Below are 13975 nucleotides of genomic sequence, written 5' to 3' on the forward strand. Positions count from 1 at the left end.
GTTTGGCGGCCGTTCGTCGCTTTGGTTGTTGTTAAGAGGCGAAAATCACGTCCTCGCGCTGGCTAACATGCCAGGGAATGACCAGCTTCTCGATCCGGTCCACGATCCAGAACAGGATGACGCCGAGCAGCGCGAGGATCACGAGCGCTGCGAACATCGTGGGCAGGTCGAAGGTGCCGATCGAGCGCTGCATCACATAGCCGATGCCGGAATTGGAGCCGACGAACTCGCCGACGACGGCGCCGACCACGGCGAGCGTCACTGACACTTTGAGGCCGGAGAAGATCGCGGGCAGCGCATGCGGCAGGTTCACCGCGCAAAACACCTGGAAGCGGCTGCCCTGCATGGCGCGGGCGAGATCGACCATATCTGGATCGACCGATTTGAAGCCCTGCACGGCGGAGACCACCACCGGAAAGAAGCCGAGCAGGAACGCCGAAATCACTTTCGGAATGATGCCGAAGCCAAACCAGACTACGAACAGCGGCGCGATCGCGATCTTCGGCACGGATTGCGAGAACACCAGCAGCGGATAGACGTAGCTCTCCACCGTCTTGGAGCCCGCGATCAGCATCGCGATGGGGATGCCAAACAACGCCGAGAGCGCGAAACCGCAGACGGTGGCATAAGTCGTCGGCCAGGACTGGCGCAACAGTTCCGGCCAATCGGTGCGCAGCACCGCAATGACATCGCCCGGCGACGGGATCTGGTAGGCGGGAATCTTGAACAGCCGGATGGCGAGATCCCAGGCCACGACGATGAACACCAGGAACAAAAACGGCCGAATCCAGGCCGCATTCAGCATCTTGGACACCGCACTCTGCGGCTTCAGCTCAGCCACGTCTCACTCCCGGCAGTCTTGTTCGTTGGGCGAGAAATTAACCCGTTGGGTAAATACTGTCCAGCGGTTTTCCTGCGACGTTTTGGGCGGGTTCCGGGTGGCTTGAGGGACGCGTCGGCAGCGCCACGTCTTCGGTGTCATTCCCCGCGAAGGCGGGGAATCCAGTACGCCGCGACCCGTCGGCTCAACCAAAACCGTCTCGGAGTACTGGATCGTCCGGTCAAGCCGGACGATGACGGCTGAATTCGGAGAAGCGCCGATAATCCATCGAGCTGTAGCGAGTTACACCGCTAAACCGTCTGCGCCACCGCAGCGCGCGACTTCGGCGCCTTCGTCATAGCTAACAGTGCGGCCGACTGCCCCGTCAGCGCTGCCAGCACGAGGCCGACCATGTGGTCCAGCCGCTCGTCCTTGGCGTCCTTGGCCAGCAAATCGCGACCGAAGATCACGCTAAGCGTCGCCGAGTTCGACAGATAGAAGAAGCAGAGTCCCGCGATCGAGATGTAGAGCTGGACAGGATCGACCGCGACCTTGAAGTCGCCGCCGGACACACCGCGCCGCACCACGGTGCCGATCATCTCGACGAAGGGCGAGTGCATCGACTTCACCTTGGTCGATTTCTTGAGATGCTTTGCGCGCGCGAGATTCTCGGTCTGGAGCAGCGACAGGAATTCGGGATTGCGCAGGAAATAATTCCAGGTGAACTCAATTAGGCGGCGGATGGCCTCGGGCGGATCGAGATGTTCGAGATCGAGCCCGCGCTCCTCGCTGCGGATCTTGTCATAGGCGCCTTCGAGCACCGCGAGATAGAGCTCGTCCTTGTTGCCGACGTGATAATACAGCATCCGCTTGTTGGCGCCGGCGTTGGCCGCGATGCGGTCGACGCGCGCACCGGCAAGCCCGTGCGCCGAGAATTCCTGCTTGGCGGCTTCGAGAATGCGCAGCCGCATCCCCTCGGGATCGCGCTGCCATTTCAGAGTTCGCTTTGCCGCTGCTTTCGCCAAACCGGTTGCTCGCTGGGTGCTATCAGGATGCCGTGTAACACGCGCTCGGCCCGCCGCATAGTTTCGTCATTGCGAGCGTAGCGACCCAATCCAGACTGCCACCACGGAGGCAGTCTGGGTTGCTTCGTCGCAAGAGCTCCTCGCAATGACGAGGGGAGGACTGAACCTCAATCCACCGGCTTCGACGAGCGCTCCAGCAGGACCGTCTGGGTGCCGCAGGTGCCGGTCCGCACCGTCATCACCCGCGTGCCCGGCTTGCGGCCGTTGCGCACGTCGCTGACGTCGAGGCCGGCGGCAATCAGGCGGGCGCGCGTGGCGTCGATATCGGCCACCCGCCAGCTCAGGCCCCAGAGGCGGTCATGCAGGGAATCGCCGCCCGCAACGGGGCGGCGCACCACCTCGACGACGAGATCGCCGCAGCGGAAGAACATCAGCTGGCCCCAATCCTGGTGCGAGCGGTCAAGCGCCAGATCGAGCCCGAGCCGCGCGCCATAGAGCGCGGCGGCGCGATCGGAGTCTTCGGTCGTGATCACGACGTGGTCGAGCGCATCGATCGGCGCGATATCGGTCGCCGGCGAAAGCGGACGCTCATCAGCCAGTTCGAGGAAGAACATGCGCACGCCGCGCGTGAGCTCCGTGGCGGCGCGCGTCCGCTTCCAGTGCAGGACCGCACCGCTCTCCGCATCGCTGCTTTCGACCTCGGCGACCGGATCCGGCTTGAGCGCCACCCGCTCCAGCCGCCGGTGCATTTTTCTCATGTCCGCGACACGAAAGCACAGGCTGGCGAGCACGCCTTCCTGGTCATCGAGCAGCGCGCGCATGCGGTCGGCGGCCACGCTGAAGCCGTTCGGCGCCATCAATTCCATCGTCATGTTCGCAAGAGTGAACAACACCCGGTCGGCGCCCTCGCCCGAGTTCTGCCAGGCCGGCGCGCGCCCGAGCAGCGTCTGATAGGCCGCCTTGGCCGCACCGATATCCCTGACCAGTGCGACGACGTGATCGAGGCCGGTGATCATGCTTCCCCCTGTTGAGCGGCCCGGAACCGTGGACCGAGAGACGGCGTTTGTCCGGGCTTGGCATTACCCGGTGATGGTCGTATTCCGGCCGCATGCCGACCTCAAGCACTCCCAGCGGCGGTTTTGCGAATAATTTCAGCGGTCCCGCGACGGAACCGGTGTTACAGTAAGCACGCCGGCCGGGACCACAAAGCGCATCACGGACAAGCAATGCAGGCTCTCTTCATCGGACAGACCTATATCGACGTCGTCTTCATCACCGACCACATGCCGACCGGCGACGAGAAGCACGTGGCCTCCGACTACGCGGTTTCCTTCGGCGGCAATGCGGTGACCGCGGCGTTCTGCTGCGCCAAGCTCGGCATCGTGCCCGATCTGATCGCCACCGCGGCCAATGACTGGCTCGGCCGCATGTTCATGGACATGTGCGCGAAATATGCGATTTCGCTCCATGGGCGGAAGGTCAATCAGTCCTCGCTGTCCTTCATCATGCCCAAGGACGGCAAGCGCGCCATCGTCCGCTGCCGCGACGACGACCACATCCATCCCTTCCCGATGCTCAATCTCGGCGGCTGCCGCGCGCTGCATGTCGACGGCCATCAGCCCGATGCCGCGATCCACTACGCAAAAGTCTGCCGCGAGGCCGGCATCTTGACCTCGCTCGACGGTGGCGGCCTGCGCACCAACACGCATGAGCTATTGGAATTCATCGACGTCGCGATCGTCGCCGAGCGCCTGTGCGAGCAGATGGATCTCACGCCGGAAAAGATGCTGGACTATCTCAAGAGCCGCGGCTGCAAGATCGGCGGCATCACCATGGGCGAGAAGGGCCTGCTCTGGTACGACGAGACCGGAACGGTGCAGGTGATGCCGGCGATGCCGATTCCGCGCGAGCGCGTGATCGACACCAACGGCGCCGGCGACGTCTTCCATGGCGCCTATGTCTATTCCTATCTCGCCCATCCCGGCAAAAGCTGGCGCGAGCATTTCGATTTTGCCCGGGCAGCCTCGACCTTCAAGATCCAGCGTCTTGGCAACGAAGCTGGCCTGCCGACTCTTGTCGACATCGCCAAGGTCAGGCACGAGTTCGAGGTTAGGGTCTAGCGCTCGCAGGGGTCTCTCATGGGGCGCGTCTTCGTCGCCGGCAGCATCAACATGGATGTGGTGGCGACAGCCGATCGCCATCCCAGGGTCGGCGAGACCGTCGCCGGCAAGCAGGTGCTGTATTTTCCGGGCGGCAAGGGCGCCAACCAGGCGGTGGCGGCGTCGCGGCTTGGCGCGCGGACCACGCTGATCGGCCGGCTGGGCAAGGATTTGTTCGGCGGTGAGCTGAGGACGTTCCTCGGCGCGCAAGGCATCGATCTCGGCGCGATCCGAGAGACGGCCGAGGCGCACACAGGCACGGCCATCATCACGGTGGCGGAGGCCGACAACACCATCGTCGTCATTCCCGGCAGCAATGCGCTTGTCGGCGTCGATGACGTCGCGGCCGTCCCGCTAGCCAAGGGCGACGTCGCGGTCAGCCAATTCGAGATCCCGCTGCCGACGATCGCCGCGTTCTTCCGGCGGGCTCGCGACATTGGCGCCACGACGCTGCTCAATCCGGCTCCGGCACAAACCATGTCTAGCGAATTGCTCGCGCTGATCGACATCCTCGTGCTGAACGAGACCGAGCTCGGCCTCCTCGCCGGCGTGGAGTTGTCCGACAGTGACGAGGCCGCGCGCATCCTCGACGTCGCACGAAAACTTCAGGCGCGCGAGGACCAGACCATCTGCGTGACCCTCGGCAAGCGCGGCGTGCTGGCGCTCGCGGGACGCGAGGAGATTTCGGTGCAAGGCCGCGTGGTGAAGGCGGTCGACACCACGGGCGCAGGCGATTGTTTTGTGGGAGCACTCGCGGCGCAACTCGCCGACGGCGTCGACTTGCGCGCAGCACTCGCCTTCGCCAATGCCGCCGCCTCGATCTCCGTGCAGCGCATGGGCGCGGGGCCGTCGATGCCGACGGCCGCGGAAGTCGCCGCCGTCCTCAATGCGAACTGATCACGCCAGCGCGCCCTTCAGATCGAAACTTTCGTCGGCGGCATGCTCCGGCGTGATCGAGCGATCCAGGCCGAACAGGCGGCGGCCGAACATGTGGTCGCCGGCACGGTTGATCGATTCGATGCCGAGCAGATTGTCGCCCTTGTAGCAGAACGCCGAGAATGCCTTCCTGGTGGGATCGCCGCGCAGGACGACGCGGTCGTAGCCGGTGGTGAGGCCCGCGATCTGGAGCTTGTCCTCGCCCTGGTCGCTCCAGAACCAGGGATGGCTGTCATAGGCCTTGCGGTCGCCGGTCAGCCGCGCCGCGAGGCAGCGCGCGTGATCGGTGGCATTCTGCACCGATTCCAGCCGCTGCGATCCGCCGAAGCGCGGGCTGTTGAACAGCGCGCAATCGCCGATCGCCGAGATATCAGGATCGGCCGTCGAGAGATATTCGTCGACGATGATCCCGGCCGCGACCGGCAGCCCCGCCTCCGCCGCAAGCTCGATGTTCGGCAGCACGCCGACGCCGACCACGACAAGATCCGCCGGCAAATGCCTTCCGTCGCTCAAGGAGACGCCGGTGACCTTGCCGTCCTCCGCCTCGATCGCGGTTGCTTGCACGCCGAGGTGGATGCGGATGCCGGCCTCGCGATGCCGCGCCTGAAAATACTCCGACACCTCAGCCGTCACCGCGCGCGCCATCACGCGCGGGGCGAGTTCGAGCACGTCGACCTCTAGCCCCTTGATGCGCGCGGTGGCCGCGAATTCGAGGCCGATGAAGCCGGCGCCGATCACCACGACCCGCGTCTTTGACGGCATGATCTGCCGCAGCACCTCGCTGTCGTCGAGGATGCGCAGATATTTCACGTCGGGAAGGTTCGCATTGGGCAGATCGAGCAGCCGGTTGCGGGCGCCGGTCGCCAGCACGAGGTGGCCGTAGGGCAGCGGCCTGCCCGAGGCGAGCAGCACCTTGCGCCCCGCGCGGTCGATCGACACGGCGCGGCCCGCGACCAGCTCGATGCTCTGGTCCTGGTAGAATTTCCCCGGCCGGAACATCAGGCTCTCCGGCCCGGCGGTCCCCTTGATGTAAGCCTTGGACAAAGGCGGCCGCTGATAGGGCAGATGCGCCTCGTCGTTGATCAGGCAGATAGCAGCGGAAAATCCCGCCTGACGCAGCGATGCCGCCACCTGGTAGCCGCCATGGCCGGCACCGATAATGACCACCGGACCGTCCGTCATTGGACAGCCCATTTCCGCAAGACACGAGCGTCACCCATGTCGTCTCCTCTCGCGCTGATTTTGGCTTGCTTGCCCAGGAGGAGCCGGCGCTCGTGTCCGTCCCTGACGAAGGCAGGTCCATTTGAACCTATCGTTCCGGCTTGCGCAAGGGCGCCTGCCGGGGATTGTCACCCCTCGCCTTCTGCGATTTAGTCGCACGAACGACCTCATGCCGGGGATTTCAAGATGCCAGCTCCCGTCTCCCAGCCCGACGATCCCGCCTTGCTGCGGATCGACGGGCCGATCGCGACCATCACGCTCAACCGGCCCGCCGCGTTCAACTCGATCAATCTGGCGATTGCACAACAGCTCGAACAGCTCGCGGCTTACATTGAGGGCGCCGACGACATCAGGGTCGTGGTCCTCGAAGGCGAAGGCCGCGCCTTCTCGGCTGGCGGCGATCTGCAGACGATCGGCGCCGCCGCCGAAGCGGGCACGGTGACGCCGGTCGTCGGCGAGCTGTTGAAGCACTATCACGCCTTCATCGAGATCCTCCGGCGCATGCCGAAGGTCTCGCTGTCCAGCGTGCACGGCTCGGCGGCCGGCGCCGGCATGGGCCTCGCCTTCGTCACCGATCTCTGCATCGCCGCCGAGGATGCCAAATTCACGCCGGCCTATGCCAAGATCGGCGTCTCGCCGGATGGCGGATCTACGGTCGGCATCGTCAACACGGTCGGCTCCCGCCGCGCGCTGCAGATTTTCCTGGCCGAGGATAATTTTACCGCGCAGCAGGCCCATGAATGGGGTCTGGTTGCGAAGCTCGTTCCCGCCGCCGAGTTGAAGGCGGCAACGCGAACCCTCGCCGAGCGGCTGGCGCAGAACCCGCTCGCCGCGATTGCCGGCACCAAGTCGCTGGTCTACCAGGCCGCCACGACCCCGGTGAAGCAGCAGCTCGACGCCGAGGAGCACAAGATCATCATGGCGATGAACACTGCGGAGTTTCGAACCGCCGTGAAGAAATTCACCAGCAAGAGCAAGTAGCGTTCACTCGAGCAGGCTTACTTGGGACAGATATAGCCCGTGCCCGCCGGCGACTTGAAGCATCCGACCGATTCCGGCAGCACTTTCTGCGGCAGCCACAGCACCACACTCGGGAAATAGATCGCAAACGCGATCGTCCCGAGGAACACCAGATAGATCGGCAAAGCGGCGCGTAGCGCCTTTGCGAAACTGACGCCGACGAATTTCGAGGCCATCAGCAGCACCAAGCCGTAAGGCGGCGTGATCAGGCCGAAGGCGAGCGTGGCGATCAGCACCACGCCCATATGCACGGCGTTGATGTCGCCGGCTTCCGTCAGTGTGTTGACCAGCGGCATGAAAATGATGATGGTCGGCACCGGCTCGATGAAATCGCCGACGACCGTGAACAGCAGCACCATCAGCAGCATGATCAGATGCGGGTCGTTGCCGGCGAGCGAGGTGATGACTTCGGCGATGTAGCTTGCACCGCGCAAATAGGCGAGCATCCAGCCGAACGCATTGGCGGCGCCGATCGTGATCAGCGGCAGCGAGAAGATCAGGCCGGCGAGACAGAAATCGTACGGAATCTTCCTGATATGCCCGCGGTTGAGCGCTGGGATCACGACGACGACAATCCAGACCACGGCGACGACACCGGCTTCCGTCGGCGTGAACCAGCCGGTCAGGATGCCCCCCAACAGGATCACCGGAATCATCAGCGGCAGCGCCGCATCGCCGGCCGCGAACACCACCTGCCGCAGCGGCGCGCGCGGCTTGCGCAGGCCGGACGGGCCGAAGAAATAGCAATAGATCATCAACCCGAAGCCGATCATCAGGCCCGGCACGACGCCTGCCATGAACAGGCCGGCGATCGAGACATTGCCGACGGCGCCATAGACCACCGCGGTGATGCTCGGCGGCACCAGCGCCGCGATGGTCGATGCGGATGCGATGATCGCGGCGATGAAGGCGGGCTCGTAACCCTCGCGCTTCATCGGGCCGCCCAGAGCGCGGCTCATCACAGCGACGTCGGCCGTGGTCGAGCCCGACATTTCCGAGAAGAACATACTGAAGACGACCACGACCTGCGACAGGCCGCCTCTGATGTGGCCAACGAGGGACACCGAGAGGTTGGCTATTCGAACCACCACATTGGCCGAGCTCATGAGCTCGCCGACCAGCAGGAAGAACGGGATCGCCAGCAGCGCCTCGGAATCGACGCCGTCGAAGACTTTTTGGATGATCGCGGCGAGCGAGACGTCCGACAGCAGCGCGCCGATGAAGACGCCGGCCATCAGCGAGAACGGCACGGGCACGCCGAGATAGCCGAACGACAGGAAGCAGACCGTCATCAACGCCAGAACAAGGAGTGCGCTCACGGCTGCGCCCTCATCTGCGCGTCGGTGATAACAGGCGCCCCGTCATCCTCTTCGGGTGGCTCGGGGTGGTCAAAGCCGTTGCGCAGACCGTTGACGAGCTGCTCGATGGTGAACAGGCCGATCAGCACGCCCGACAGAGGGATGATCGCGTAGAGCGAGGCGATCGGCGTGCCCGACGGCAGGCGGAAACTGCCGAAGCCGCGGAGATAGTTCTGATATCCGTACAAGATCAGGCAGAAGGCGACGCCGAGCACCACGATCCGGATGATGACTTCGACGATCAGACGCGGCGTGCCGTGCATCGCCTCGGAGATCGCGGTGAGATAGAGGTGGTCGTTGCGCCGGGTCGCGGCCGCGGTGCCGACGAAAATCGCATAGATGAACAGCGTCGAGGTCACTTCCTGGAGCCAGAGCCAGGGATGGCCGATGGTACGGGTGACGATGTCGGCGGTCACCGACAGCGAGAAGCCGAAGCAGAGCACGCCGCAGAGGATCATCAAGGCGAGCTCGAGCCAGTCCAGCCCGCGCCATTTGAGGTGCCGTTGGCGTTGCACCAGCAGTTTGTCGGCGATTGTCATCACTATCCCCGTCGTCCCGGCGAAAGCCGCGACCCATACCCCCAGCTGCGTGTGGCCAAAGCAAGCTGGCGGCTATCCTGCCCCAAGCTCCGCCGCGGCGTATGGGTCCCGGCTTTCGCCGGGACGACGCGGAGGCAACGGTACGCGGCCTAGTTGATCGAGCGGATCAAATCCTTGATCTTCTCGGCGTGCGGGCCGAGCTCCTTGGCGAGCTTGTCGAGATAGGGATCGGCGGTCGCCGTGAAGGTCTTCTTGTCGACGTTGTCGACGATCTTCACGCCCATCTTCTTCAGCTTCTCTGCCGCGGTGCGTTCGAGGTCGAAGGCCTTCTGCGGCTCCTTGAGCTGACCTCGTTCCCCGCCGCCTGGACCCATCCCTTCTGCTCGGCCGACAGGCTCTGCCAGAGCTTGTCCGAGATGAACACCAGCGCGTTGTTGGCTTCGTGCTCGGTGATATTCAGGACCGGCGCGACCTCGTAGTGCTTGTTGACGAGGTAGACATTGATGCTGTTCTCGGCGACGTCGACGACGCCGGTCTGCAGGCTCGTGTAGACGCTGCCGAACGGCATGTGCACGGTCTGGGCGCCGTAGGCCGGGAACATGGTGTCCTCGGTCGCAGTCGCCTGCACCCGGATCTTCAGGCCCTTGATGTCGCCGACATTGTGGATCTCCCTCTTCGAGTACATGTGGCGCACGCCCTGCGACCCCGTCGCGATCACATGCAGGCCCTGCGTGGTCTCGTCGATCATGGTCTTGAGCGCCTCGAACACTTTTGGATCGGCCAGACCCTTGACCACGTGGTTCTCGTCGCGGAACAGGAAGTGCAACGACATCACGCCCGCTTGCGGCGAGATCGTCGCGGTGTTCGCCGAGGAGATGATCGAGAACTCGACGTCGCCCGCCTTCACGAGCTGGAGCACCTGCGGCTCCTGCCCGAGCTGCGCGCCCGGATATTGATCGATGATCATGGTGCCTTTGCTCAATTCCTTGAGCTTTTCGGCAAAGAGGTCGCCCGCGATGGAGTAGCCGGTATTGCGCGGCTGGTCGTAGGCGAAGCGATAATGCTTCACCTCCTGCGCAGATGCGCCCGTGACGAACAGGATTGCGGCCGTTGCCGCCAGCCGATGTAGAATCTTGGCATGGATCGTGCGATCATCGTTTCCCCCTGTTTTAACGCCCGCCGCTTTAGCGGTCTGGGCTACGCTTCCGGGTGGTTGGTCACCCTCTCTTAGTTTTCTGCTCAGTCTTCTTCCCAGTCCTCTGCATGAAATCGAAATCGCAGCCCTCGTCGGCCTGCATGATGGTCTCGTTGAACAGCCACGCATAGCCGCGCCGCGCCTCATCCGGCGCAGCCGCGGGCTTCAATGCCGTACGCCGCCGTTCCAGCTCGGTAGCATCCACCAGAAGCTCGATGCTGCGCTTGGCGACGTCGAGTCGGATCATGTCGCCGTTCTTCACCAGCGCCAGCGGGCCGCCGACGGCGGATTCCGGAGTGATGTGCAGCACGATGGTGCCGAATGCGGTGCCGCTCATGCGCGCATCCGAAATGCGCACCATGTCCTTGGTCCCAGCGCGCGCGAGCTTCTTCGGGATCGGCAGATAGCCCGCCTCCGGCATGCCGGGCGCGCCCTTGGGGCCGGCGTTGCGCAGCACCAGCACGTCATCGGCCGTGACGTCGAGATCGGGATCGTCCACCCGCAGCGTCATATCCTCGACGGATTCGAACACCACCGCACGGCCCGTGTGTTGCAGCAGCTTTGGGCTCGCGGCGGATTGCTTGATGACTGCGCCGCGCGGCGCGAGATTGCCGTGCAGGACGGCGAGGCCGCCTTCCTTCTTGATCGGATTGTCCCGCGGACGGATCGCGTCCTGGCCGGGCACGTCTTCCGCGTTCGCCGCGATATCGCGCAGCGTCTGGCCGGTGATCGTCTTGGCATCGAGATCGACGAGATCGCCGAGTTGCGCCAGCAGTTTCGGCACGCCGCCGGCGTGATGGAAATGCTCCATGTAATGCTCGCCGGACGGCTTGAGATCGACCAGCACCGGCACCTCGCGGCCAATCTGGTCGAACACCCCGAGGTCGAGCCGGTGTGGCGAACGATGTGCCATCGCGGTCAAATGGATCAGGCCGTTGGTCGAGCCGCCGATCGCCTGGAGCACGACCTGGGCATTCTTAAAAGATGCCGGCGTCAGCACCTCGCTCGGCTTCGGACCTTTGGTCTTGGCCATCTCGGCGGCCACCCTGCCGCTCGCCTCGGCAAGGCGAAAGCGCTCCGCATGCGGGGCGGGAATCGTCGCGCTCATCGGCAGCGACAGGCCCATGGCCTCGATCATGCAGGCCATGGTGGAGGCGGTGCCCATCACCATGCAGGTGCCGACCGACGGCGCAAGGCGGCCGTTCACCGCCTCGATCTCGACATCATCCATTTCGCCGGCGCGATACTTGCCCCAGAGGCGACGGCAATCGGTGCAGGCGCCCAGCACCTCGCCCTTGTGATGACCAACCACCATGGGGCCAACGGGGATGACCACCGTCGGCAGGTCGGCGCTGATCGCCGCCATCACCTGCGCAGGAAGAGTCTTGTCGCAGCCGCCGATGACGATCACCGAATCCATCGGCTGCGCGCGGATCATCTCCTCGGTGTCCATCGCCATCAGATTGCGCAGATACATCGAGGTCGGATGCGCAAAACTCTCCGCGATCGAGATCGTCGGGAACACGAACGGCATCGCGCCCGACAGCATCACGCCGCGCTTGGCGGCCTCGATGATCTGCGGGACGTTGCCGTGGCAGGGATTGTAGTCGCTATAGGTGTTGGTGATGCCGACGATCGGACGCTCCAGCGCGTCGTCGGAATAGCCCATGGCCTTGATGAACGCCTTGCGCAGGAACAGCGAGAAGCCGGCATCGCCATAGCTCGTCAGCCCTTTGCGCAACCCACTCGTCATCATACCACTCCCATTACCGGGTCATTGTCCTACAGATTGCCCCTTGATTGTCAATAAGACAGACGTTAAACCTGCCATTTACCCGTGTTGCGCGCTGGTGGGAGACCAGATTATTGACAATCAGGGCCTTCCCTGCTCCACAGGACGAACCGGCCAAGCGCCGGGAGGCCGAGGGCATGTCCGACATTCACATCGCAGACGCCACGATGGTCCGGCGCGACGATCCGGACGACATCGTCGCGCGGCTCGAAGAGGACATCATCTTCGGCCGACTTGCGCCAGGCGCGCGCCTCACAGAGGACGCGCTGATGTCGGCTTACGGCACTTCGCGCCATTTCGTGCGGCAGGCCTTGGTGGATGCGGAGCGCCGGGGCATCGTCCGCCGCGAGAAGAATGTCGGCGCCACCGTGCGGTTTTACTCGGCCGAAGAGGTCCGGCAGATCTACGAGGTCCGGGAGATGCTGACCCGGCAGGCGGCGCTGATGATCCCCCTGCCCGCACAGCAAGGCCTGATCGACGAGCTCTCTGCATTGCAGCGGCAATATTGCGCGAGAGCGGATTTGCAGGACCTGCGCGGCATCCATGAAGCCAACGACGCCTTCCACCTCGCGCTGTTCTCGGCCTGCAGCAATCCATATCTGGTGCGCTCGCTGCAGCACTACATGAACCTGACCCTGCCGATGCGCGCCAAGAATCTCGCCGACAGCGACGGGCTGGCACAATCGCGCCGCCAGCACGAGCTCATGATCGAGCTGTTGAAGGGCCGCGACAGCTGGGCGCTGGCGCAGCTGTGTGTGGATCACATGCAGTTCAGCAAGAAGGATTACCTGGCGCGGATTGGGGATGAGCGAGCCGAGGGCCCGCGTTCATAGATGGGAGACGTTCGCTTCTCGCGGTGGTGCAGTTCACGCGGTAAGGGCGCGCTGGATTACCCGCAATTGCAGGCCGCACGAGCCCATTCGGGCAATAACGCCCGCAGTCCACAACTTCCGGGGAACCTATGGTCGGCTTGGTACTTGGTCTTGCACCAATCCCCCACCATAGGAGCTGCCATGATTTGCCGTTTAGTCGGAGCCGCCGCTGTTGCCGTCGCCGTCCTGCTTCCCGTAACGACCCAGGCCCAGGGCGTTCCCGGAGGCGTCGAACGCGGTGCGCGGGATGGTGAGCGAGCGGCAGGGCCTGTCGGTGCAGTTGTGGGTGGCGTCGTCGGCGGAGTCGTTGGCGGCGTGGCGGGAGTCCTTGGTGTCGATCAACGTCCTCGCTTTCACTCCTACGTCGTCGAACAGCGGCGGCCCTCATATCAGTACCGCGAGGATGTGAGAGTCGGGGCGGTTCTTCCGGAAGAGGGCGTGACCTATTACGAGGTGCCGCCCGAGTACGGCGCCCGTGAGTATCGTTACACGGTGGTGAACGGTCGCACGGTTCTGGTCGAACCGCGAACCCACCGGATCGTTGAGATCGTCGAATAACAACCAAGGGGCCGTCTTTCGAGACGGCCCTTTCGTTTGCGCAGATCTGAATCCCTCAAGTCCAGGTTCAGTACCGCCTCAGCAGACCGCGATCCACGCTGGCATCGCCATAGTCGGCGCATGCTCTCTTCGGGTTTCTGATCAGATCCGGACGCGCCTGAACGTTTTGCCGGCAGCGTCGGACACTTCGGGGCGGAATTTACCGGGATCGGAGCTCTCGCCATCGCGGGCCTTGATGGCTGCAGCATAGGCGTCGATCATCGCCATCGCGGCATCCGTGCTGCCGAGAAGTCGGGCGCCGAGCTGTACACTGCCGGCACCATCGACCTCGTAGCCGACACATCGTTGTTCGAGCACCGCGGATGCGGTGACGAGCTGGTCGAGAAACGTCGCCTCGGCGTCGCCGAGCATCGCGGCCCGCGCCGGTCCCGACATGAACAGCGTGAGCAGTACGGCGGCTGGCAATTCGATTTTCATTGT

Annotated in this window: 12 protein-coding genes and 2 pseudogenes; 5 read left to right on the plus strand and 9 right to left on the minus strand. The window is 64.1% G+C overall.

Annotation, left to right across the window (positions count from 1 at the left end):
• Positions 1 to 31: 31 nt before the first annotated feature.
• The 3 genes from AB3L03_RS07405 to AB3L03_RS07415 form a co-directional block, all read right to left on the minus strand.
• Entirely contained in the window at positions 32 to 841 is an 810-nt protein-coding gene (locus tag AB3L03_RS07405; RefSeq protein WP_007593901.1) for an ABC transporter permease, read from the minus strand.
• A 290-nt stretch (positions 842 to 1131) separates the two neighbouring features.
• On the minus strand, positions 1132 to 1791 hold the full coding sequence (locus AB3L03_RS07410; protein ID WP_018457063.1) for a TetR/AcrR family transcriptional regulator: 660 nt from the start codon (positions 1789 to 1791) through the stop codon (positions 1132 to 1134).
• 221 nt (positions 1792 to 2012) lie between these two features.
• The gene (locus tag AB3L03_RS07415) at positions 2013 to 2861 is read right to left on the minus strand and encodes a VOC family protein (protein WP_368508390.1); all 849 of its coding nucleotides are present in this window, start codon (positions 2859 to 2861) and stop codon (positions 2013 to 2015) included.
• Between the two features lie 210 nt (positions 2862 to 3071).
• On the opposite strand from AB3L03_RS07415, the gene AB3L03_RS07420 reads away from it, so the two are divergent.
• Positions 3072 to 3965 carry a sugar kinase gene (locus AB3L03_RS07420; RefSeq protein WP_007593904.1) on the plus strand — a complete coding sequence of 298 codons (894 nt, stop codon included), beginning with the start codon at positions 3072 to 3074 and terminating at the stop codon, positions 3963 to 3965.
• 18 nt (positions 3966 to 3983) lie between these two features.
• Entirely contained in the window at positions 3984 to 4901 is a 918-nt protein-coding gene (locus tag AB3L03_RS07425) for a ribokinase (RefSeq protein ID WP_368508391.1), read from the plus strand.
• Here the strand turns inward: AB3L03_RS07425 and AB3L03_RS07430 are convergent, their stop codons facing one another.
• On the minus strand, positions 4902 to 6122 hold the full coding sequence (locus AB3L03_RS07430; protein ID WP_204510595.1) for an NAD(P)/FAD-dependent oxidoreductase: 1221 nt from the start codon (positions 6120 to 6122) through the stop codon (positions 4902 to 4904).
• Between the two features lie 225 nt (positions 6123 to 6347).
• Between AB3L03_RS07430 and AB3L03_RS07435 the strand changes: the two genes are divergently transcribed.
• A complete protein-coding gene (locus AB3L03_RS07435) occupies positions 6348 to 7142 on the plus strand; it encodes an enoyl-CoA hydratase/isomerase family protein (protein ID WP_018457067.1) in 795 nt (264 codons plus the stop codon).
• A gap of 17 nt (positions 7143 to 7159) precedes the next feature.
• Here AB3L03_RS07435 and AB3L03_RS07440 read toward each other — a convergent pair whose 3' ends face one another.
• The 4 genes and pseudogenes from AB3L03_RS07440 to AB3L03_RS07455 form a co-directional block, all read right to left on the minus strand.
• Complete coding sequence (locus AB3L03_RS07440) at positions 7160 to 8500, minus strand: TRAP transporter large permease (RefSeq protein ID WP_368508392.1); 1341 nt, start codon at positions 8498 to 8500, stop codon at positions 7160 to 7162.
• Complete coding sequence (locus tag AB3L03_RS07445; RefSeq protein WP_368508393.1) at positions 8497 to 9078, minus strand: TRAP transporter small permease; 582 nt, start codon at positions 9076 to 9078, stop codon at positions 8497 to 8499. The genes AB3L03_RS07440 and AB3L03_RS07445 overlap by 4 nt, the downstream gene beginning before the upstream one ends.
• A gap of 149 nt (positions 9079 to 9227) precedes the next feature.
• A pseudogene (locus AB3L03_RS07450) lies at positions 9228 to 10222 on the minus strand (TRAP transporter substrate-binding protein).
• A gap of 73 nt (positions 10223 to 10295) precedes the next feature.
• Positions 10296 to 12026: an IlvD/Edd family dehydratase gene (locus AB3L03_RS07455; protein ID WP_247394460.1), complete on the minus strand. Its 1731-nt coding sequence runs from the start codon at positions 12024 to 12026 to the stop codon at positions 10296 to 10298.
• A gap of 176 nt (positions 12027 to 12202) precedes the next feature.
• On the opposite strand from AB3L03_RS07455, the gene AB3L03_RS07460 reads away from it, so the two are divergent.
• Both AB3L03_RS07460 and AB3L03_RS07465 read left to right on the plus strand, forming a co-directional pair.
• A complete protein-coding gene (locus AB3L03_RS07460; protein WP_368508394.1) occupies positions 12203 to 12898 on the plus strand; it encodes a GntR family transcriptional regulator in 696 nt (231 codons plus the stop codon).
• Between the two features lie 180 nt (positions 12899 to 13078).
• Positions 13079 to 13495 (plus strand): DUF1236 domain-containing protein, encoded by a 417-nt coding sequence (locus tag AB3L03_RS07465; protein WP_026233295.1) that lies wholly within the window; start codon positions 13079 to 13081, stop codon positions 13493 to 13495.
• Between the two features lie 67 nt (positions 13496 to 13562).
• On the opposite strand, the pseudogene AB3L03_RS07470 reads toward AB3L03_RS07465, so the two are convergent.
• Positions 13563 to 13972, minus strand: a pseudogene (locus tag AB3L03_RS07470) (hypothetical protein).
• Positions 13973 to 13975 lie beyond the last annotated feature (3 nt).

It is taken from the genome of Bradyrhizobium lupini (genome assembly GCF_040939785.1).
Taxonomy (GTDB): domain Bacteria; phylum Pseudomonadota; class Alphaproteobacteria; order Rhizobiales; family Xanthobacteraceae; genus Bradyrhizobium; species Bradyrhizobium canariense_D.